The following is a 21,879-nucleotide window of genomic DNA, read 5'->3' on the forward strand; positions in this document are numbered from 1 at the left end:
TCGGCCGGGCGGCAAAAAAGAAATGGAATCCTTTACTGAAAGGGTTAGAATTTTTACTGAAAACAAAAAGTCACCGGTTTATTCCTACACCACCTTTGGTTAAATCCTATATAAATGTTACTGATTTTCTGTAAAGCTGAACAAAAACTTCTGGTTTTCATCGGAATACATGCCTTCGCGGTCGATCGCGCGCACTTCGGTGTCAATCCGGTCGGCTGAAGGGATTTTACCGGAGGCGAGCAATCCGGCGTTTTCCACGCCGAGGTAACCGATGGCAAACGGGTTTTGTACGATTAGCACGTCGATCTCGCCGGTTTCCAGCATACCGACTGAAACAACGTTGTTATCGAACCCGACCGCGCGCACCGTGCCGCCCAGCCCCAGCTCGCCGATCGCGTGGCCGACGCCGAGCGTCGTCAGCTCGTTAAAGGTGACGACGGCGTTGATCTCCGGGTGGCGGGTCAACAGATCGCGGGTGGCCTTCTGGGCGGTCTCGGAATCCGAAGAGGTGTTGACCGTTTCGACGATCTCGGCGCGGCTGTCCTCCGCGATGGCGTCCTCAAAGCCCTGCTCGCGCTCCTGTCCGTTTTTGGTGTGCACGTCAAAGCCGATCACGCCGATGCGGAGCGTGTTCTCCTCCCCGCCGAGCACGGCCAATCCTGCTTCCCGGCCGGCGGCGTAGTTATCCGTGCCAATGCGCACCGCGACCTGATCGGAATCCACATCCGAATCGATCACAACGATCTTAACGCCCGCCGCCGCCGCGCGCTCCACGGCTTCCGCCGTACCGCTGAAGTCGATGGCGGAGAGCACGATCGCGTCCGCTCCGGCGGCGACCGCGTCGCCGATCATCCGGTTCTGGCCTTCGTAATCCTCTTCGCTGAGCGGGCCGTCAAACGAAAAGCCAAAGTTGTATTCGCTTGCGGCGGCGTTTGCCCCCGCTTTGACCGATTTCCAGAAAGAAGAACCGGTGGATTTGACGATAACCGCCACAAAGGGCTTTTGCGCCCCTACCCCCTGCCGCGGCGCGGCGCAGCCCGCATACAGCGCGAGCGATAGCAGCAGCATGGCGGCGCATAAGCGTTTCAGCCTAATCATGGTTCCTCCCTTCCTGTCTGCGGCAGACGGATCGTGACGCGCGTGCCCCTGTCTGGCTCGCTTTCGATTGAAAGGCCGTACGGCGCGCCGAAATAGATACGGATGCGGTCGGCCACGTTTTTGATGCCGATACCGCCCGGCTCGGATTGGTCATGCGACAAAATAGCGTGGCACTGCGCCTCATCCATGCCGATGCCGTTGTCCGTCACGGTGAGCACCACGTCCGCGCTGTCCGCTTTTGCGGAAATGACGATCTCGCCATCCTCGACCAGTTCGCCAAAGCCGTGCAGAATGGCGTTTTCAATGATGGGCTGTAGCGTAATCTTGCTGCACAGGCAATCAAGCACCGATTCGTCCACGTCAAACCGATAGGAAAACTGGTCTTTGTAGCGAAATTTCTGAATGATCAGATAGCTTTCGGCGTGCTCCAGCTCGCGGCGGATGGGAATTAGATCGGCCCCGCGCGAAATGCTGATGCGGAACAGACGCGCCAGCGCAGAGACCATCTGCACCGCCTCATCCGTGCGGCCCACCTCGCACATCCACTGGATGGAATCGAGCGTGTTGTACAAAAAGTGGGGGTTAATCTGCGCTTGCAGAGCCTTCAGCTCGGTCTTGCGCAGCGTTTCCTCCTCGCTCTTTACCTCGGCCATCAGGTTTTGAATGCGTACCACCATGTGCTCGAACGAGCCGGAAAGCACGTTAATCTCGTCCGTGCCGCTGACCGGCTGGTAAACAAACTGGGCCGCGTCCTGCTCAAAGCGGCGCATTTCATCCACAAGCCCGTGGATGGGGCGCGACACCAGCCGCGACACCAGCACGCTGATCGCGAGCAGAATCAGCAGCACAACCGGCACGACGGCCAGAATCCGGCCTAACGCCGCCTGCCTTGGCTGCGCGACCAGTTCGTCCAGATAGCTCACGCCCACGATGCGCCAATCCCCCTGCGGCAGGCTTTTGATCACGCGGATGAGCGAGCCGTCCGCGTGCACGCCGTCCGGCAAAGCGGCCAGCGGCAGGGTATCCTCGCTTTTGAGGCCCGAATAGATCAGCTGCTGCTGCGGGTGATAGACCAACCGCCCCGCGTTATCGATGATGAAGCTGTAGCCGCGCTGGCCGATGCCGACATCGTCCATATACCCGGCGATGGTGGAAAATTGCAGATCGACTGTGACATACGCGTTCACGCCGCCGTAGCGCGTCAGCTCCGCCGGGCGCGCTACCGATACCACCCACGGGTAGTAATCCATGTAAAGGCTCTGCACGTGCGGCGGCGTGATATAAACGCCGGTGGAGTCCGCCTCCATCCCGGTCAGGTCGAGCGAAGCGACCGACGCCTTGCGGCGGCGGTTATCCGCGTAGCAGGCGATGAGCGAGCCGTCCTGCCGGTAAACGCCGATGCTGGCCAGATCGTCTCGCATCTGCACCATGGTGGCAAAGGTCGCGCTGAGCGTTTCGGAATCATCACTGCTGTTCAGCTCGCCGATGATCCGGCGCAGCAGCTTATTCGTATCCGCCGTATAGTTGGCGATCGCGTTGGCCGCCTGCGTGACGGACTGCTCGGAGCCGGTCGCGGCGTTCGAGCGAAGCGCCGCCGTATATAGGGTAGTAAAAACGAAGATAGAAATCAGCGCGGTCACCGCCGCGACGCCGCTGACCAGCACCACCATCAAGCGAGAGAGCGACAGGGCCTTTTTCTGCTTCATCCCTGCCCGCCTTCCTCCGCGCCGCCTTGCCTGCGCAGGGTGATCGGGGAAATACCAAAGCGCTTTTTAAAGCAATAGCTGAAATAGTGCTGATCGGAATAACCGCAGCGCGACGCGATCTCCATCACCTTGAGCGAGGTGCAGGTGAGCAGCTCGCGCGCGGTATCCAACCGCTTGGCGGTAAGCAGGTTGATAAAGGTATCCCCCGCGTTCTTACGGATCAGCGCGGAAAGATAGTTGGGGCTGATATGCAGCTTTTCGCTGATGGTGCCGAGCGAGAGCGATTCGTCGCCGTAGCCGCTTTGAATCATGCCGATGGCCTGCTCGCACAGGACCTCGCCGCTTTCGCGGCACTGATCGGTAATCGCTTCTTTGGCGCGCAGACAAAAATCGGTCATCTTTTCCTTTAGCTCTCCGGGCGACCGGCACGAGAACGACAGCCCGGAAAGGGGCGAAGCGCTCCAAAGCGCGCCCGCCGCGTCCGGGTCGACCACCGCGCCGATCGAGCGGCACACAGCGGCCAGCAGCTGCACCATCATCAGGTCGATCTCCAGCGGGTCGTGCGCGCCGGTCTGGAAGCCGCCGAACAGCGTGTCGAGAAATCCGGTCAACTGGTCCGTGCTGCCGCCCTTGATCAGCCCTTCCAGCTGCGCCGCGGCCTCGGTAAAGTCCGAACGGATTGCGCGGGCGTGTTCCAGATCGGCGATATAGCGCGTTTCGCCCGCGCCTTCCTCCGACGTATAGTGCAGCGCGCCGACGGCTTCGCGGTAGGCCGCGTGGCAGCCGGAAAGCGAAGCGATCTCGCGGCTTACGCCGACCGTGCAGCGACCGCCAACCACGCGCTCCAAGCTCTGCGTGATCTCGCTAACCGCAATATGCAGGTACTTCCCGATATCGTGCGCCCCGGCGGCGACCAAGGTGAGCACCCGCCCGCCGATCAGACAGCTGGCCGAACGCAGGTATTTTTCCGTGATCGTTTCGACCGCGTGTACATGCGCGCGGTCGGTACAGACGCGGCCAAGGCCGTCCTCTATCTCGGTGGCCAAAACAACGAAATGAGGAGGTAACTCCTCATCCGTTATCAGGCCGCATTCTGCGGCCTGCCGCGCGAGGTCTTTTTCCGCCGCTTCCGGCGGCAGGGCGGTATCCGCGCCCAAAAGCAGCGGCATAAGAAAATCATGCGGATGCAGGCGCTCGGCGCGGCTCTGCGCCAGATCGGCCCAGTGCTTGTCCATTTTGGCGCAAATGGTTTTCAGTTCGCGCGCCAGTTCCTGCGAGGAAATGGGCTTTAGCAAATAGCTGATGATGTTGTATTCGATCGCCTGCTGCGCATAGGTAAAATCGTCATACCCGGAAAGAAAGGCGATATGCATGGCGGGCCTGATCTCGCGCACTTCGCGCGCCAACGCGATCCCGGACAAAAACGGCATGCGAATATCGGTCAGCAGCAAATCCGGGGCCAGCCGCTCGACCTGTTCCAGCGCGTCCATGCCGTTTTCGGCCTCGCCCACGACCTGAAAGCCGCACTCCTCCCAAGGCGTGCGCTCAATCAGCGACCGGCGCAGCTCCGCCTCGTCGTCCGCCACTACTACGGTATACATATCGGCATTCCCCTTTCCGTATCCTTCCCCTTTAGTGTATAATTTTTCCCGTCCGCTGTCCAGTATACGAAACAAAAAAATAACCGGGTCGCTGCCTAGTAAAAAGCAACGGCCCGGTTATGGCAGGATCAATCCCACGCAAAACGCAAGCGAAAGAAGCAGAATGGCCAGCATGGAGCCGCGTGCAAGTCGCGTCTTCCAGCAGACCCGCCGATAGCGCTTTAGCTGGGTTGTGTAGTAATGTCGAAGCGTCGGAGGAATATCCACACCCTGTGCATGCGCTTTCTCGATAAAATAGTGTTCTCCATTTTGGCCATCCAGCGCAATATAAGCAGCTTTTCGATAGATATCTTCCAGCGTCAAGGCATTAGTATCTGTGTCATACATATGTAATACCCCCTACAAGCCCTTCAACAAATTCAAAATCATTTCCTGCTGCCTCGCGTTTAGGGCGGACCAATTATCCAGAAGCACTTTTTGTTCTTCCGTGAGTGATATTGCATCGTCGCCCTCTGCAAAAAACTGTGATAATGTAATGTGGAAACCCTTGCAGACCTTTTCCAGCGTATGTATGGTAGGTATTTGCTGCTTACGATACCATGTTGATATGGTCGATTGAGATAACCCGGCGTGCTTGGCCAGTTCATATTCCGTCCAGTCACGATCCAACCGAAGTCTTTCTATTTCTTTTAGGATATCTTTCATATCTTCCCCACCTAGTGTTTTGCTACGTATAGTATACTACGGCAAAAAACCATATTTTAGTTGTTTAAGCCGTATAAATAATACGTTTTAAAACACTGGTTTGCAGCGCACCAATCGCTGCATCGGCGGCAGGGTGAGTCACCCTGCCCTACGAAGCACCCACCGTGGAACGGGATGGTAGGGCGTGGTGACCGCACCACGCCGCTCGCGGCTACCGCCGCGCATTTCATTGTGAGCATTGCGAACCACCAGACGCAACAACGCCGCCGGGCAAACCCGGCGGCGTTGTTTTATGCAGTTACGAAAACCCTTCCGCGATCGTTTCAAACAATTCGTTGACACGGTCGTACTGCTGGCGCAGGTACAGCCAGCCGAACAGCGCTTCCAGCGCAGTGGCCTGCGCGTACTCGGCGATGGACGCCGATTTGGGCACGCTTTTCGGTTTGGCGTTGCGCCCGCGGCGGAAAACGGCTTCTTCCTCCTCGGTGAGGAGCGGCAGGATGCGCGCGGCCGCTTTGGCCTGCGCAGCCGCGCGGACCAGCTCGGTCGTGCGGTTGTGCAGGTTTTTAGAGGTCTGTGTGCCCGCGCAAGCGAGCAGGGCGCGCACCATGATCTCGTACACCGCGTCACCCACATGCGCGAGCGCCAAACTCGACATCTGCGCGAGCGCGGCGTCGTCCAGCCGGGGGCGGAGGTAGTCCATTACTTGCCTTCCGGCGCGGCGGGAGCGGCTGCGGCAGCCTTTTCAGCAGCGGCGGCCTTGGCCTTTTCAGCCTGCGCCTTCTGCATGGCGGCAAACTTGGCCTTTTCCTCGGCGGTCGGTACGGGCTCGATGCAGCCCTTGGGGCAAACCTTGGCGCACATCTTGCAATTCTTGCACTTGTCGTAGTCGATCTTAGCCACGTTGTTTTCCACGTGGATCGCATCGAACTTACAGGTCTTTTCACACATCTTGCAGCCGATACAGCCGACGGAGCAAACCTTTGTCACCTCCGGGCCCTTGTCGCGCGACATGCAGTTGACATGGGTCTTTTTGCTTTCAGGGGCAAGATCGATCAGCTTCTTCGGGCAGGCGGAAACGCACTGGCCGCAGGCCACGCACTTTTCCGTATCGACCTTGGCTACGCCGTCCACGATGTGGATCGCGTCAAACGCGCAGGCCTTGACGCAGGAGCCAAGGCCCATGCAGCCGAACGCGCAAGCCTTGGGGCCGCCCGCGACGCGCATGGCGGCGGTGCAGTCCTGCAAGCCTTCGTACTTGGCCTTGTCGAGCGCGTTGCAGCCGCCGCCGCAATGTACATGCGCGACCTGACGCTCCGCGTCCGACACCGTGACGCCCATGACCTCGGCGATCTTTTCAGCGGCGGCGGCGCCGCCCACCGGGCAGCCGTTTACCGGCGCGGTGCCCTCGACGATGGCGGCGGCAAGGCCGTCGCAGCCGGGGTAGCCGCAGCCGCCGCAGTTGGCGCCGGGCAGACACTCGCGCACGAGCGGCACGCGCTCATCCACTTCAACCGCGAACACCTTTGCCGCGACGCCGAGCAGGATGGCGAAAACGACACCCATGACAAACAGCACCGCGACCGCCGCGATTACATTTTGCATATTCATATTAATTCATATCCTCCCTTACTTCCAGATCTGTAAGCCGGAGAAGCCCATGAAGGACATAGCGAGCAGCGCAGCGGAAACCAGCGCGATCGGGAAGCCCTCGAAGCACTTGGGGCATTTTGCGGTCGCATCCAGACGCTCGCGGATGGACGCGAACAGCACGATCGCCAGCGTATAGCCGATACCGGCGCACACACCGTAAACCACCGAACCGATGAAGGAATAGCCGTTATCGATATTGGAGATAGCGGCGCCAAGCACGGCGCAGTTGGTGGTGATCAGCGGCAGGAAAATACCAAGCGCGGAATAAAGCGCGGGCATCGACTTCTTCATGAACATTTCAACGAACTGCACCAGCGTCGCGATAACAAGGATGAACGCGATCGTCTGCATGTAGCCAAGGCCCAGCGGCTCCAAAATGAAGTACTGAACCGCCCACGATACCGCGGAGGCCAGCGCCATGACGAAGATAACCGCCATGCCCATGCCCACAGCCGTGTCGGTCTTCTTCGATACGCCGAAGAACGAGCAGCAGCCGAGGAACTGGACCAGAATGTAGTTGTTTACCAGAATCGCCGCGATAGCGAGGGACAGGAGATCGGTGATCCCCATGGAAGCGGGTAATGCGAAAGACATTTACTTGTCCCCCTTTCCAGCCATGACCTTCTGGATCACAGCGAAGATGAAGCCCATCATGAGGAAGCCGCCCGCGGGCAGGATCATCATGACCATGGGATTGGAATTGAAGAACGGTACCGCGATACCCTTGATGCCGTTCACGTAGCCGGACAGGATGGTGCCTGCGCCCAGCAGCTCGCGGAAGAAGCCCATGAGGACCAGCGCGAATGTAAAGCCAAGGCCCATGACCACGCCGTCCAGCGCGGAGGGCATCACCTTGTTCTTGGACGCGAACGCCTCGGCGCGGCCGAGGATGATGCAGTTAACAACGATAAGCGGCAGGAACAGGCCGAGAGAAGCGGCCAGATCCGGCAGGTAAGCGTTCAGCGCCATCTGAATCAGCGTAACGAACGTTGCGATAATGGTGATGAAGCACGCGATACGAACCTTTTCCGGAATAATCTTGCGAAGGATGGAAATAACGACGTTGGAGCAGATCAGAACGACGGTGGCCGCAAGACCCATGCCGATCGCGTTGTTCAGCGAGGTCGTCGTGGCGAGCGCGGGGCAAAGGCCGATGGTCTGCATGAATACCGGGTTGTCGAGGATGACGCCGGCCTTCAGTTGATCACTAAATTTCATAATGGCTTCCTCCTTAACCCAAAGTCGCAGCATACGCCGCGGCGGTGTTGACGCCGTCGGTCACCGCACGGGAGGTGATCGTCGCGCCGGTAATGGCGTTGATCGTGCCGCCGTCCTTGGTAACCTGGAAGCTGGCCGTCCGCCGGCTGGCCGGCGTACTGCGCGATCCATGCGTCGTCGGTCTGGCTCTTCGCGCCAAGACCCGGGGTCTCCGCGTGGCCGGTCACCTTCGCGCCGGCGATGGTGCCGTCCGCGTTCACGCCGACGATCATGGTCAGCGCGCCGCCGAAGCCCTTGGGCTGTACTTCAAGGCAGTAGCCCGCGTCGGCGCCGTCCACGTCCGCTTTGTAAACGCCCGAAATGGCTGCCGCCGAGCGGCCCGCCGGCAGCGATACGCCGGCCGCCGCGACGTCTTCCGCCGCAAGGGTCACTTCCATATCGGTGAAATGCGCGCCCGGAATGATCTCTTCCATGGCGGCGTTACGGGTCTTTTCCTGATTGGCCTGAATCAGCGGCTCGGTCACGCCGTTGGCAACGCCGAGAAGCAGCGCGCAGACCAGTGTGATAAGGCCCAGTACGATGACGAGCTGGATAATGCCGCCTTCTTTTTTGCTGCTGTCCATATTACTGCGCCTCCTTTTTCTTTTCTAAAGCGTAGCCGAACTTGCGGGGATGGGTGGCCTTGTCGATCGCCCACACCAGCGTGTTCATGATAAGGATGGAGTACGATACGCCCTCCGGCAGGCCGCCGAAATAGCGGATGAACACGGTTAAAAGACCGCACCCAATGCCGAAGATGACCTGACCCTTGGGGGTGACCGGGCTGGTGACGTAATCGGTCGCCATAAAGATCGCGCCGAGCATCAAGCCGCCGGAAAGCACCTGCGCCAGCATCCATTCCAGACGCGGCTGGCCGCCCATCGGGAACAGGAAGGTAATGACCGCAACGGTGAGGATGTAAGCCGCCGGGATATTGATGGTAATGACCTTGCGGTACAGTAAGTACAGGCCGCCCGCGATCAGCGCGAGGGCGGAGGTCTCGCCGATGACGCCGCCGGACTGGCCGAGCAGCAGGTCCATCATGCCGGTAACGGGCGCGGGGTTCGCGCCGTTCTGCACCCACGGCAGCAGGCCGGCCTTCATGTTGGCAAGCGGGGTGGCGGTGGAGATCGCATCGGTCACGGCGACATTCTTGATCCAGTCGACCGCGGCTTTCGGCGCGACCCAAGCGGTCATCAGCGCCGGCCAGGAAGCCATCATGAACGCACGCGCGCCGAGCGCCGGGTTCATGAAGTTCTTGCCCAGACCGCCGAACAGCATCTTCACGATGATGATGCCGAACAGGCCGCCGAACACGGGCATCCACCAGGGCGCCGCGACCGGGATGTTGAAGGCGATCAGCACGCCGGTGACCATGGCGGACAAATCGCGCACGGTGACGGGCTGATGCACTATTTTGCAGTAGAGCGCCTCAAACACGCCGCAGGACACCATCGAAATGATGGTGAGCACGAGCGCGCGGGGCCCGAAGGTGAACACCGCGACGGCCAGCGCCGGGATCAGCGCGATCAGCACGTCCAGCATCAGGCTGCGGGTGTCGTCCTCCGCCTTGATGTGGGGCGAGGAGGTGACGACGACTTTACTTAAATCATACATATTCGTTTTCCCCTCCTTACTTCTTTTTCGGCTTCGGCGGCCTTTTCGGCCTCGGCCTTTGCCTTTTCAGCGTCCGCCTTGGCCTTTGCGGCCATGCGCTGCGCCTGTATCTTGCCCTTGGACAGGCGGAACTGGGCCACCAGCGGAATGCGCGCGGGGCACACATAGGCGCACGAGCCGCACTCGATGCAATCCATCATGCCGCACTTTGCCGCTTCGTCCAGATTATCCGCCTTGCCATACACGTTCATGTACATGGGCAGCAGATGCATCGGGCAAGCGCCGATGCACTTGCCGCAGCGGATGCACTGCGGGTTTTCCACGCGCTTATCCTCTTCGCCGCACATAGCGAGGAACGCGTTTGTGCCCTTAAACACCGGAATTTCGAGCGAGTACTGTGCCACGCCCATCATCGGGCCGCCCATCAGAAGCTTATTGGGCGCTTCTTTAAAGCCGCCGCACGCGTCGATCAGCTTTTCGATCTGCGTGCCGATGCGGACTTCAAGGTTCTTGGGGTCCGCCACGGCGGAGCCGGAAACCGTAACGATACGGCGGATGACCGGCATGCCCTGCGCGAAGCAGCGGTAGACAGCGCCCGTGGTATCCACATTGAACACGGCGCAGCCCGCGTCCGCCGGCAGCTTGCCGGAGGGAACCTCGCGGCCGGTGCAGGCGTTGATGAGCTGCTTTTCCGCGCCCTGCGGGTATTTACACTTTAAGGGGTAGAGCTTCAGCCGCGGGTCGGATGCCATCAGTTCCTGCAGCTTCGGGAAGGTATCGGACTTGTTTTCCTCGATCGCGATGATCGCAGTCTGCACGCCCATGAGATCGGCCAGCATTTTCAGGCCTTCGACGACCTCTTCGGGGCGCTCGAGCAGCAGACGGTGGTCGGACGTGATGTAGGGTTCGCATTCGGCGCCGTTTACGATGATGGTATCGCACTTGCCGATGCCGGATTGGATTTTGACGTGAGTCGGGAACGTCGCGCCGCCGTGGCCGACGATGCCGCTCTTGCGGATATGTTCGATGCGCTCCTCGTTTGTCATTGCCGTAAAGTCATACGGATGCACGGATTCGTGGAGCCGGTCCTCGCCGTCGTTTTCGATCACGATGGAAAGGATCTTGTTGCCGCTTGGATGCAGCATGGGAGCTACTGCCGTGACCTTGCCGGACACGGTCGCGTGGATCGGCGCCGAGACAAAACCGCCCGCCTCGGCGACCGTCTGGCCCAAATCCACGATGTCGCCGACCGAAACGATCGGCTTCGCCGGAGCGCCGATGTGCATAGAAACCGGAAGTATTACCTTCTCAGGCAACGCCAGCTTCTCGATCGGCTTGGTGTTTGTCGCGGCCTTGTATCCCGGATCGCTGTGGGTACCGGGATGAATGCCGCCACGGAACGAATACACCATGTTTTTCACCTCTCTATTTTTTTGCGCAAGAAGAACCGAAGGGAGCCCCTTCGGCTCCATCTTCAAACGATATGGTTAGGCAGCGCCTTCACACAGCCTTACATAGTAGATTATACTGTTGTTTACCCCCAATAAGCAACCCCGAAACTCAAAAAACTTGCCTCAATGCAAAAAAAATTTGCGCACAATGGGTAAATTGTGGTGAAGTGTAACGGTCGATTTGTGAATAAATACTGAACGGCCGCCGCGCGCGAACGCTGCCGAATCATACCGTAAAAAGTATACTTTTGGGAATTTTACGCGGCGAGCAGCTGGACAACCAGCCGTTCCAGCATCACGGCTGCTTCGGCGCGGGTAACCGGGCTTTTTAGATCGAGCGAGCCGTCGGGCCGCCCGGTGAGCAGCCCCTTCTCCCGCGCCCACCGCACCCCGGGAAGCGCCCAATCAGAGGGTTCCGCGTTACTGGGAAGGACGGATTGGCCCGCCACGCTTGGGCTTCCGGCGTAGCGGTGCAAGATGGTGACGAGCTGTTCGCGCGATACCGGTCGGTCTGCCGCAAAATCCGGACCGATCCCGCGGATCAGTTCGTTTTCGGCCGCCCATGCGGCGGCCTCGGAATAATAGCGGTTTGCGGCCAGATCGTCAAATCCGCCGTCTCCTTGGGCGGCGGGGCAGCTTTCCAATCGGTGCAGCACGGTTGCAAGCATGCCCCGGCTCATACCGCCGTCCGGCCAAAAGGTGGTTTCCGTCATGCCGCCGAACAGGCCGCGCGCCGCGACAAAGGTGACCGCGTCCTTCGCCCAGCTTCGGCCGTCCATATCGCTGAACGTTTTGTCTTGATCGACAATGCGCAGCGAGCAGGTCGCGTGGCACAAAAAAGCCACGCCTTCCTCCGATACGGCGGATTTTGGAATCACGCGCTCGCCGCCGTCCGGCAGATGCGCCAGCGGCACCAACCCGGAACGCGGCGAATCGACCGGGATGGTCACGGTAAGCGGCGGCGCGCCGTCCGGCACGGTAACGGCCGCGCTCGTCGCCCCTTCGGGCGAGATCAGCGTATCGATACGCACGCCGGAGGGCGTAAGGTCGCTGATGCGCCGGGTGCCGTCCGTTTCAGTGGTTTCGGTTCGCTTGGTACCGTTTTGCAGCGTCACGGTATGCTCGGCCGGCGGCGTTTCTTGGGCCGCCGCGCCGATACCGCCGGACGGGCCGCTCCCGGTGCCGCCGCCCGGTCGGCTCGGATCGGCCGGAGGTTCGGATGGGCCGGGCGGCTCCGGTTGCTCGGGCTCGGTCGGCGTATCCGGTACGTTGGTCGGCGGCAGGGCTGGGGTGAGCGCCGCGATCTCTTGCTCCGTCAAAACTCTATTATATAAGGTAAGCGCGCCGATACCGCCGGTCATGCCTTTCCCAAGATAGGCGGTTGGCAATAGAAAGGTGGAACAATCCGGCAGGCGCATCACGCCCGGCATGGACGTGTCATACAGCATGGGGCCGCCCTGCTTTTTACCGTCTATGTAAAGGGCCGTACCGTTCCGGTCGCCGGTCAGCACCAGTGTGCACCAGCGACCGGCGGGCAGGTTGGCGCCGTCAAAGCAAAAGGTGTAGTCGCCGCGCCGATAGCCGGGACAGCCCGTCTCTTCCACATTCCAATAAAAAGAGCCGTCCGCGCCTGTGTAAAGCAGGGTGTCGGGCGACATTTCCGTATCACAAAATATATCGATGCGGGCGGTATAGGGATAACCGATCGCAGCGACCGGGAGCGTTAACGCGCCGGTTCCATCGAGACAGAGGGCGGGCCTACCTTCCAGCGTGTCAAACGTCGCGCCCCCCTCGGCCACGCCGTCGCGGCCGTTCTCCGTGCGGTCGGCGCCGTTCGATGCAAAGTCCAGATCAACCAGCATATCTGTTTGAGAGGCGACGAAACGGCCCGGATCGGCGTTGCCCGCCCGCGCGCCGACCTTTTCAAAGCGGCTGGCGAACCGCGCGCCCGTCTGTTTGTCCCCATCGCCGCACCATGTTTTTTCCGCGATCAGCGCCACGGCGTTTTTCATCCGGTCAAATAGGTCGACGGCTGCATAGCCGCCGCCAAAAGAGGCCTGTTCGTTCCAAAGGCAGAAAATCGCGCCCCGCGTTTGCGGATCGGCGGGCGAGATACCGGCGGACACGGCAAGGTCTTCGACCGCATACCGGTCAACCTGCGCGGCAAGGTCGAAATGATCCGGCAAACCGTTTCTTCCGCCGGTCGAAAGCTGTGTCAGGGAGCGGCGAACGTCGATAACGCCCCGGCCGGTTTGAAACGCGGTTCGCGCCGCCGCCGGATCGTCCGGCCACAACAGGATATCCGCGGCGGACCGCATATCTTTGATTCCGTTCATATACCAGACTCGCGCTTGCTTCCCGGCTGCCCCCGCACGGTCTGCCAGCGCATCCGCAAGCTGTGCCAGCGCCGGTCCGTTCGCTTCGCCGTAGATCCCCGCGCCGACGTCGTAATACGCGCCCTGCAAAAAAGGGTCGTCTCCGGTCAGATACGCATCGGTCAATCGCTGCAAGAAGCGGGCGGTCAGATTAAAGGCTTCGGGAAAAGATATATCGAACGCGCCGGTCTCATCCAAGGGCAGTTCGGCGGCGTTTGCAAAGCACGCGCCGCGTGCGGGGCCGACGATTTCGGTCACCACTTCGATTCCATAGGCTTTGGCCTCTGTCTGCAACGCCTGATAGGTTTCCTTGGTGTAGAAGCCGTCCGCAGCGGGCAGTAAGGGAAAGTCCTCACAGGCCAGCCGAAAGGCGGATTTTCCGGAAGCGGCGCTGCTGTCGTTGATGTGAAGGTGCAGCTCGTTAAGCTTGAACCACGCCATATAGCGGGAAAGCTGCGCCAGCTCGTCCGGCGTAAGATAGGCCGACGCGATATCGAGCAGACCGCCGCGCACATCGTAACGCGGATAATCACGCGCCTGCCCGCGCGGGAACCGGGTATGCGCCGCATCCTGCCACAGCACCTGTACGAGCGAAACGCCGCCGTATAATACGCCCTGCGGCGCGGCGGCCGATATGGTAAAGACATCGCCGCTGTTCAGCGTGTAGCCTTCCTCACCGAGCGACGAAAGCGCACGGTCGAGCCGAAGCAGCACATCGCCCGGCTCGGGCGATCCCACGCGTGTCGCAATGGGACGATTCAGCATATCCGAAAAAAAGGACGCAATTTGCCCCGCGGTGCCGTCAAGCGCCGCGGCATCCTGCGGGGACAGCACCAAAGCGCTATTGCCGTTCAGGCAGAAATCGCCTTCGCCCCCTTGCCACTCCCGCAAGCCGGGCACCACGTTCGGCTGCTGATTGCCGCCAGACGCATAAGCGCCGGGCACCGTCACGGTATGGGCCCGCGTCGATTTGGCCGTATCGGACGGGTCGGCAAGGCTGCTCACCTGATACAACACGCTCACCTCGGTATCGCGGAGCGGCTGACTGACCGTGCCGTCCGCCGCGATCACCTGACGGGGCTCGCAGCCGTACAGCGTCACCTGATAGCGCGGGTCGGGCGAGTCCGGAAGGCGCAGCATCGTTCCGTCATCCGACAGGGTCGGGGCGCCGAGCCGCTCCAATACCGCCTCCGCCGTGGTGGAATCCGCGCCGTATACTTCCAATTCATAGATCGCAAAGCTATAAGGCTTGCTGTTGATCTGATAGCCTTGCCGTTCCAGCAGCTTGACATAGCGCGCGGGCGGAAAAGAGGAAAGCGAAAACACGCGCTCCGCCTTTTTGCCGTCCTTGCCGTCCGTTACGGTCACCGCTTCCTCAAAATGTGCGCCGTCATCCGAGAGCAGGATACTGTACGCGGGCGATTCATGAAAAAAGAAGAGCGCCAACTGCTCGATCGAAACGATCTTTCCTAAATCAAGCAATAAATAGCGCTCCGCATCATCTGCGTTAGCAAAAAAATAAGTGGATCGGTCTCTGTCCACCGCTTTGTCCGGACCGTCATCTGTCCGGTGTCCTCTCGAACCGCTGACCGCGGCGATATGCAGCAGGTTATCCGGCGTACCGGTCTCGCCCGTGCCGACAGCGCCGGCGGAGACCGGCGCGACAAGGCCACAAAAAAGCGCTAGGCACATAGCCCAAGCGCGCCATTTGGAGTTTTTCATATGAAATTCCTCCTATCGTCCCTTCTCTTTCTATACGGGACTGATTTATTTTCACAGCAGCAGGCGGAACATATGCCGTCATTTTCGACCGGCGCGCGCAACCCCCTTTCCGTTCCGGTATTCCGATACCTTGAATTGTTTTTAGTGTATCGTTTTTGCACTTTCATGTCAATCCGCAGGTGTATATGTGAGACATTTTTATACAAACTACACAAGCTATAAAAAGACGAATTGGAGGTTTTATCCTTAAAAAGATGTGCAAAAAAGTCGCCGCAGCTTTGCGCTGCGGCGACTTACCATTTTATATCAATTCCATGATATTGCTGCACGTCAGGCCGAACGCTTCGGCGGCGCCGGGGCAGGTGCAGCGGCCCTTAAAGCAGTTAACGCCGTTTGCAAGCCCGGCGTCGTCGCGGACCGCCTGCGCAAAGCCCTTGGTGGCGAGCGCCAGACCGTGTCCGAGCGTGGTGTTCGTCAGCGCGATGGTCGAGGTGCGGCTTACCGCGCCCGGCATATTGGCCACGCAGTAATGCACCACGCCGTCCACCGTGAACACGGGGTCCTGATGGGTGGTGGGGTGCGTGGTCTCGATACAGCCGCCCTGATCGACCGCAACATCGACGATGACCGCGCCCGGCTTCATGCGCTTTAGATCCTCGCGCAGCACCAGCTTGGGCGTGCGGCGGCCCGGCAGCAGCACCGCGCCGATCACCAGATCGGCCTTCTCGATCGAAGCGAGGATATTGGCGCGGCTGCTGTACAGCGTCTGCACGCGGCCGCTGAACTGATCGTCCAGCTCGGCCAGACGCGCCGCGCTGACGTCCATAATGGTGACGTTCGCGCCCATGCCGGTGGCGATCTTGCAGGCGTTGGTGCCAACGCCGCCGCCGCCGATGATGACGACCTCCGCCTTTTGCACGCCCGGCACGCCGGAAAGCAGGATGCCCCGCCCGCCGAACGGCGTTTCCAGATACTTCGCGCCTTCCTGCACCGCCATGCGGCCCGCGATCTCGCTCATCGGAATCAGGCACGGCAGGCCGCCGCGCGCATCCGTGATGGTCTCGTAGGCGACCGCCGTTGTGCCCGCCTTCAGCAGCGCGTCGGTCAGCGGCCGGTCAGCGGCCAGATGCAGATATGTATAAAGAAGCTGCCCTTCCCTTAAATACCGGTATTCGCTTTCGATCGGCTCCTTGACCTTGACGATCATGCCGGCTTCGTGCCAAACGGCGGCGGCGTCCGCGCGGAACGAAGCGCCCGCCCGCTCATATTCCTCATCCGTATAGCCCGAGCCAAGGCCCGCGCCGCGCTCCGCCACCACCGAGTGGCCGGCCTCCACATAGGCCCTGACGCAGTCCGGCGTCATGCCCACGCGAAATTCGTTGTTCTTGATTTCTTTGACCAATCCAATAATCATTGTGTTCCCATCCTTTCCAGTCTTCTCATGCCGGGAAAGTTCCCTACCCTTATATCCTCCGCGCATACGGCCCTCTTGTCAAGCTTTTTTTGTAAAAAAAGCGGCGGGCGGACCAATTCGGCCCACCCGTCGGTGTATGCATGAATTATAGGTTTTCCTTCAAAAACGCTTCCAGCGTTTGCGCGGCCTCTGCTTCGTTATCGCCCTCCAGCGTAAAGACGATCTCATCGCCGCCCTTGACGGAAAGCCCCATAACGGCGAACATTTTAGCCGCGTCCGCTGTTTTTTCACCCTTGGCAAGCATCACCTTGCAATCAAGCTCCTTGGCCTTTTTGACCAGCATGCCCGCCGGGCGCGCGTGCAGCCCCAGCGGATCGGTCACGGTATAGCGTAGCGTTGTCATATTCATTCCTCCTGTTGTAATGCGTCCTGCTGCGCCTGCTGTTCTGGCGACCACGCGGCCTCCCAGTCCGCGCACCACTGCTGGAGCGGCTCCGCCATGCGGATGGTCACCTTGTCGTTCAGACCGGGCACCTTGGCAAAAAGCAGCCGGCAGCCTTCCCGGCACTTTTGCACATATGGCGTGTCCTGCCGGAGGATGTAAAAATCCCCGGCGGAGAAATGGTACTCGGTTCCGTCCGACAGATCGATATACTTGGTTTCGCCGGACAGCAGGTAGCAGTATTCACTTGTGATCGTGTGGTAATGCGCTTGTTCCCAGTGGTAATGGTCGTAATCGCTGATGCCGATCTCCACGTTTTTATCGAGTAGGAAATTCAGGTGCTGGGGCAGCCGCAGATCGCCCGCCAGATACTGTCTGGTGCTGAATTCGAGCGAAGCCTCGATCTCCTCCGCGCGCAAAATCTCGATACGGCCGGAGAACCGGCTGGGCTGCTCGCCGAGCAGCAGGGTTTCCAGCGCCCACGCCACGCCGTCTTTTTGGTTGCTGGGCGCGATATAGTTCGCCTTGGCCTTGAGCGCGTCGCAGGCGTTTCCCATTGCCACGCGGGTGACCGCTTCATCGAACATGCCAAGGTCGTTTTCGCTGTCGCCGATGACCATGATCTCTTCCGGGGCAAGGCCCATGGCTTCGCGCACGGCGCGCACCGCGCGGCGCTTGTCCGCCCCTTCCGGGATGACCTCGATATAGTGCTCGCCCGAGGACAGCGTGACCACGCCTTCGATCGCGTTCAGGGCGACGCGCAGAAACGGGATCTGCGACACATCCCCCACGCTGACGAAAAACTTGTTCACCTTCAGCCGGTGCGCGGAGAGATAGGCGCGCAGATCGGCAACGGTCTTTTGCGTGCCGGAAAAGAAACGGACATGCTCTTCATCCATCCCGCAGGAGCATATCAGCCCCGCGCGGTCCTCCTGACAGTAGGCGCGGTTGCCCGCGTACGCCTGAAAGAATACCTTTTCGCGCATAAGACGCTCTAAGATGAACGAGACCGCCTTGTCGCTCATATACGCCTCGTACAGCAAGTGGCCGGTGCGGTAATCATCATATACCGCGAGGCCGTTCATGGCGATCATATAGCCGTCCGCCTCGATGGCGCGCATGGCGAAATCCGCCTCATAGGCCAGCCGTCCGGTCGCGACGACCGGGATAACGCCCGACGCGCGCAGCTTATCGAACGCCGCCACCGTGCGGGGCGTTACCGTATCGACGCCCTGCAACAGCGTGCCGTCCAGATCGACGAACACCGCCCGGATCGCCTGCTTTTCGTTCATGCAAAAACCGCCGCCTTTCATATCGATAGGGCGCGGGGCCGCGCCGGGCAAAGCGCACCCGGCCGCGGCCCCGCAGAGAGAGTGGAAATTGATGTGTGGGCAAAACTAGAAAGGGATTTAGAATGTCATGGCATCCTGTTCCTTGCGGAGCTTATAGATGAGGGTGGAGGTGTCCAGCTCGAGCATGTCGAGCGTGAGCAGCTGGCCCTTCTTGGCGTCCTTGAGCATCTTGGCGCCCTTGGTCACAAGGCCGTAAGGCACATAGCCCTTGGCGTCGGATTCTTCCTTGGTCGCGATCGAGCCATAGGTGGTGTAACCGCCGATGCCGTCGATCGTCTGGCCCGCCTTCAGATCGGTCTTGGCGACCGTAATGCACTCGGATACCAGACCGGCCTTGGGCACGATGGTGGTCTCGCCGTCGATCACGCACTTGGCAACGGTCAGCGGGGTCTCGAGGTTGCACAGGTGGTACGGGCGGTACAGCGTCCACAGCGGGCCGGGGCCCATGGAGTGGTACTGCATCTGGTAAGCGATCTCTTCATTGTCGGTGGAGATGGTGACGAACACGCCGGGGGCGATACCGTTGACAAACTCAACGACGCCGTGCTTGTTCAGGATGCCGCCGTCTTCCTTGAGGCGGTACATATCGTTCAGGCCCTTCACGTCGCACGCAATGCCGTGGCCGCCGATCACATCGGGTACCAGACCGGTCGCGTTGGACATGGCGGTCATTTCCACCATGGTCTTGGTGCCGTCCTTGAACGCGCAGAGCATCTTGGGGCTCATCTTGCGGCGGGTGGCCTCTTCCAGCACGGTATCCGGGTTGCAGTCGCGGGCCAGACGGTTGTTCTTGCCCTTGCCCATGACCTTAACGTCCATGCCCATGGCCTTGGCGAAGCAGTACAGCTCCATAACGGCGCCCGGCTCGTCGCCGGCGGAACCGGTATACAGCACGCCGTTGTCCTCGGCCAGTTTTTTCAGGTAAGGCCCAATGACAACGTCGGTCTCAACGTTAAGCATGACCACGTGCTTGCCGTTCTTGATCGACTCGGTCGCCACGCGGGCGCCGACGTCGGGCACGCCGGTCGCGTCGATCGCGCACTCGACCAGATTGGCCTGCGAAATGAAGTTTGCGTCCTCACAGGCAATATACTTGCCGGCTTCCATATAGCGGTTGGCCTCTTCGATGGTCTTGGCTACCACGATGTCGCTGTCGTCCACGCCGGCATACTTAAACGCGTTTACCGCGTTCTGTACCTGAATATCGGATACGATCGCCGGGGTGATGCCGTGCATCAGCACCATCTGGGTGACCATGCCGCGGCCCATCTGGCCTGCGCCGACAATACCGGTGCGGATCGTTTTGCCTTCCTGCTCACGCTTGATGAGTTTGTTGTTCATGTTAAGCATAGTTTTTTCCTCCATTTATGTAATTAAATAGCTTTCGTTGGTGAAAAAAGCCGTACTCCCCTACTGGCGGCGCGGCAAAACGCGCCGTCACAAGCGAATCAGGCTATTTTCTTTTTACCGGTACGTCTTTTGGAGGCGTGCCGCAGTGGGATCAATAGATCTCGATGGTACCGCCGACCGCAAGATCGGCCGCCGTGAGCTTTTCGCCCTCCAGCATGATGCAGCCGGGGCGCTCGGGCTCCGCCCCGCCCTTAAAGCTGAGCGTGCAGTGGCCCAGCGCGCGCAGGGTCTCCTTGGCTTCGTCGCCTACCGCGGTCACATCGTACACCTTGCCACAGATCATCAGGGTATCGCCGGGCGCGGGATCGGTGTGCAATTCGGCCTCCGTATGCAGAACGGCGATCTCGGCCAGCTCTTCGGGAGCGTTTTCGTTAAAGAGAATGAGGAAGTTGCACTCTTCGTCTTCGAGAAAGCCGAGCGCGTCCGGTCCCCAACCGGTGATGGTGGAACAGTACTTCATGCGGATTGCCTCCTTCGTAATGATGCGCCGCGGCGCGGCTGAATGATAAGGAAATTGTTATGCGGCGTACAAGCCGATGCTGAATACGAACGCGATGATAACGGACAGCGGGCCGGTGATGACGCGGGAGTACAGAACGGCGGGCACGCCAAGTTCGATGGTCTCTTCATCCGCTTCGCCGAGGGACAGGCCCACCGGTACGAAGTCGCCGCCGACCTGCGCGTTGATCGCGAACAGTGCGGGCAGGGCGAACTGCGCCGGGATATTGCCAAGGCCGATCTCCGCGCCGAGCAGCGTGCCGACGACCTGCGCGATGACCGCGCCGGGGCCAAGCACCGGGCTGAGGAAGGGCAGCGCGCAGATCAGCGAGATCACGAGCATGCCGGGCAGTGTGGAGCACAGGGGCGAAATGGTGTTGGCGATCACATCGCCCAGACCGGAGGCCTGAATGATGCCGAGCAGCATCGAGGTGAAGGCCATGAACGGCAGGATGTTGCGAATGACCATATCGATCGAATCGCGGCCCGCCTGAAACAGCTTGCCGACCACCTTGCCGACGCCGATGCCGATCCGGGTGATGATGCCGGGCTTCTTCTGCTCGCGCATCGCGGCGATCTCAGCCTTGGCCTGATCCTTGCTCTTGGGCTCGCTGACCTTGGGCGCGGCGGGAGCGGCGGGGGCAGCCGAGGAAGCGGCCGCGACCGCGCCTTCGTCCGCGTAGCTGATGTCGGTTTCCTTTACATCGGACACATACAGGTCCTCGGTGATAAACTTGGCCAGAGGGCCGGTCGCGCCGGAGGGCATGAGGTTGACAGTCAGGATTTTTTTCTTAGGGTAAACGCCGCAGCGCGCGGTGCCGCCGCAGTCGATGACCGCGATCAGGACCTCGTCGTCGGGCGCGCCGCCCTTGAAGCCGTCCACAACGGTGCCGCCGGTCATTTCAGCCAGCTTGATCGCAACCGGGTGGATACCGCCGATGGTCAGGCACAGGATCTTATTTTTCTTCTCGGTGGGCACCGCCGTGATCGGGCCGCCCCAGCCGCCTTGTCCGTGACGAATCGTTACAGCTTTCATTAGTTGTCACCTCCGCGTCCGGCCTTTTTGATCATGTTCAGGTAAATCTTCTCCGTCAGGATGCCGCGAATCAAAATGACGATCACGCCCACGATGAAATAGCGCACAGCCAGATCGCCCAGCGACAGGCCCAGCGTCGTAATACCGGCGGCAATGCCCATGTACACAAACAGCTCGCCCGCGTTGGCGTGCGGGAACAGGCCGGTGACCGGGTGCAGGAAGGATACGCAGGAATCGTAATAAGCGGGCTTATACTTCTGGTCGACGAAACGGCCGAAGGTATAGCACATCGGGTTGCCGAGGAACAGTACCGCGAGGATCGGGAGCAGTGTATAGCGCAGGACCATGACGTTCGTGATCTTCTTGACGAAGCGCTCAACGCGCTCCTCGCCGATCAGCTTAATGATAGAGTTGACAGCCGTCATCAGGCAGATGACCATCGGAATGATACCGGTGACCCATCCCATAAACGTCTCTCCGCCGGCTTGGAACAACGACATAAAGCCGTTGGCGAGCCAAGTGATAAATTGCATGTTGTTACC

General features: G+C 60.2%; 20 protein-coding genes. All 20 read right to left on the reverse strand.

Annotation, left to right across the window (positions count from 1 at the left end):
- Positions 1–117: 117 nt before the first annotated feature.
- The 20 genes from RWV98_RS17130 to srlA all read right to left on the reverse strand — a co-directional run bounded on the left by RWV98_RS17130 (position 118) and on the right by srlA (position 21,870).
- Positions 118–1,098 carry a substrate-binding domain-containing protein gene (locus tag RWV98_RS17130; RefSeq protein WP_317862318.1) on the reverse strand — a complete coding sequence of 327 codons (981 nt, stop codon included), beginning with the start codon at positions 1,096–1,098 and terminating at the stop codon, positions 118–120.
- Complete coding sequence (locus tag RWV98_RS17135) at positions 1,095–2,804, reverse strand: sensor histidine kinase (protein WP_317862320.1); 1,710 nt, start codon at positions 2,802–2,804, stop codon at positions 1,095–1,097. The genes RWV98_RS17130 and RWV98_RS17135 overlap by 4 nt, the downstream gene beginning before the upstream one ends.
- Positions 2,801–4,405, reverse strand: coding sequence for a response regulator (locus RWV98_RS17140; RefSeq protein ID WP_317862322.1), 1,605 nt, complete (start codon positions 4,403–4,405; stop codon positions 2,801–2,803). The genes RWV98_RS17135 and RWV98_RS17140 overlap by 4 nt, the downstream gene beginning before the upstream one ends.
- Positions 4,406–4,522: 117 nt before the next feature.
- Positions 4,523–4,792 (reverse strand): hypothetical protein, encoded by a 270-nt coding sequence (locus RWV98_RS17145; protein ID WP_317862324.1) that lies wholly within the window; start codon positions 4,790–4,792, stop codon positions 4,523–4,525.
- 12 nt (positions 4,793–4,804) lie between these two features.
- Positions 4,805–5,110, reverse strand: a complete 306-nt coding sequence (locus RWV98_RS17150; RefSeq protein ID WP_317862326.1) for a helix-turn-helix domain-containing protein — start codon at positions 5,108–5,110, stop codon at positions 4,805–4,807.
- Between the two features lie 298 nt (positions 5,111–5,408).
- Complete coding sequence (locus RWV98_RS17155) at positions 5,409–5,813, reverse strand: Mini-ribonuclease 3 (RefSeq protein ID WP_280962036.1); 405 nt, start codon at positions 5,811–5,813, stop codon at positions 5,409–5,411.
- Entirely contained in the window at positions 5,813–6,715 is a 903-nt protein-coding gene (locus tag RWV98_RS17160) for an RnfABCDGE type electron transport complex subunit B (RefSeq protein WP_419196001.1), read from the reverse strand. Before RWV98_RS17160 ends, RWV98_RS17155 begins: the two co-directional genes overlap by 1 nt.
- 24 nt (positions 6,716–6,739) lie before the next feature.
- Positions 6,740–7,357 (reverse strand): electron transport complex subunit RsxA, encoded by a 618-nt coding sequence (rsxA, locus tag RWV98_RS17165; RefSeq protein ID WP_280962038.1) that lies wholly within the window; start codon positions 7,355–7,357, stop codon positions 6,740–6,742.
- Positions 7,358–7,981, reverse strand: coding sequence for an electron transport complex subunit RsxE (rsxE, locus tag RWV98_RS17170; RefSeq protein ID WP_280962039.1), 624 nt, complete (start codon positions 7,979–7,981; stop codon positions 7,358–7,360).
- A complete protein-coding gene (locus RWV98_RS17175; protein WP_317862329.1) occupies positions 7,978–8,604 on the reverse strand; it encodes an FMN-binding protein in 627 nt (208 codons plus the stop codon). Before RWV98_RS17175 ends, rsxE begins: the two co-directional genes overlap by 4 nt.
- Before the next feature lies 1 nt (position 8,605).
- Entirely contained in the window at positions 8,606–9,637 is a 1,032-nt protein-coding gene (locus RWV98_RS17180; protein ID WP_280962041.1) for an RnfABCDGE type electron transport complex subunit D, read from the reverse strand.
- A complete protein-coding gene (rsxC, locus tag RWV98_RS17185; protein WP_317862332.1) occupies positions 9,625–11,049 on the reverse strand; it encodes an electron transport complex subunit RsxC in 1,425 nt (474 codons plus the stop codon). Before rsxC ends, RWV98_RS17180 begins: the two co-directional genes overlap by 13 nt.
- 296 nt (positions 11,050–11,345) lie before the next feature.
- Positions 11,346–15,185, reverse strand: a complete 3,840-nt coding sequence (locus RWV98_RS17190; RefSeq protein ID WP_317862334.1) for an S-layer homology domain-containing protein — start codon at positions 15,183–15,185, stop codon at positions 11,346–11,348.
- 301 nt (positions 15,186–15,486) lie between these two features.
- Positions 15,487–16,599 (reverse strand): alanine dehydrogenase, encoded by a 1,113-nt coding sequence (gene ald, locus RWV98_RS17195; protein WP_317862336.1) that lies wholly within the window; start codon positions 16,597–16,599, stop codon positions 15,487–15,489.
- A gap of 145 nt (positions 16,600–16,744) precedes the next feature.
- Entirely contained in the window at positions 16,745–17,002 is a 258-nt protein-coding gene (locus tag RWV98_RS17200) for an HPr family phosphocarrier protein (RefSeq protein WP_317862337.1), read from the reverse strand.
- 2 nt (positions 17,003–17,004) lie between these two features.
- Complete coding sequence (locus RWV98_RS17205) at positions 17,005–18,333, reverse strand: Cof-type HAD-IIB family hydrolase (RefSeq protein ID WP_317862339.1); 1,329 nt, start codon at positions 18,331–18,333, stop codon at positions 17,005–17,007.
- Between the two features lie 117 nt (positions 18,334–18,450).
- Positions 18,451–19,743: an NAD(P)H-dependent oxidoreductase gene (locus RWV98_RS17210; RefSeq protein ID WP_280962047.1), complete on the reverse strand. Its 1,293-nt coding sequence runs from the start codon at positions 19,741–19,743 to the stop codon at positions 18,451–18,453.
- Positions 19,744–19,894: 151 nt separating this feature from the next.
- Positions 19,895–20,263, reverse strand: a complete 369-nt coding sequence (locus tag RWV98_RS17215; protein WP_280962048.1) for a PTS glucitol/sorbitol transporter subunit IIA — start codon at positions 20,261–20,263, stop codon at positions 19,895–19,897.
- 57 nt (positions 20,264–20,320) lie between these two features.
- Positions 20,321–21,337 carry a PTS glucitol/sorbitol transporter subunit IIB gene (gene srlE / locus RWV98_RS17220; protein ID WP_317862341.1) on the reverse strand — a complete coding sequence of 339 codons (1,017 nt, stop codon included), beginning with the start codon at positions 21,335–21,337 and terminating at the stop codon, positions 20,321–20,323.
- The gene (gene srlA / locus RWV98_RS17225; protein WP_280962050.1) at positions 21,337–21,870 is read right to left on the reverse strand and encodes a PTS glucitol/sorbitol transporter subunit IIC; all 534 of its coding nucleotides are present in this window, start codon (positions 21,868–21,870) and stop codon (positions 21,337–21,339) included. Before srlA ends, srlE begins: the two co-directional genes overlap by 1 nt.
- Positions 21,871–21,879: the final 9 nt, after the last annotated feature.

Source organism: Agathobaculum sp. NTUH-O15-33 (assembly GCF_033193315.1).
Taxonomy (GTDB): Bacteria; Bacillota; Clostridia; order Oscillospirales; family Butyricicoccaceae; genus Agathobaculum; species Agathobaculum faecihominis_A.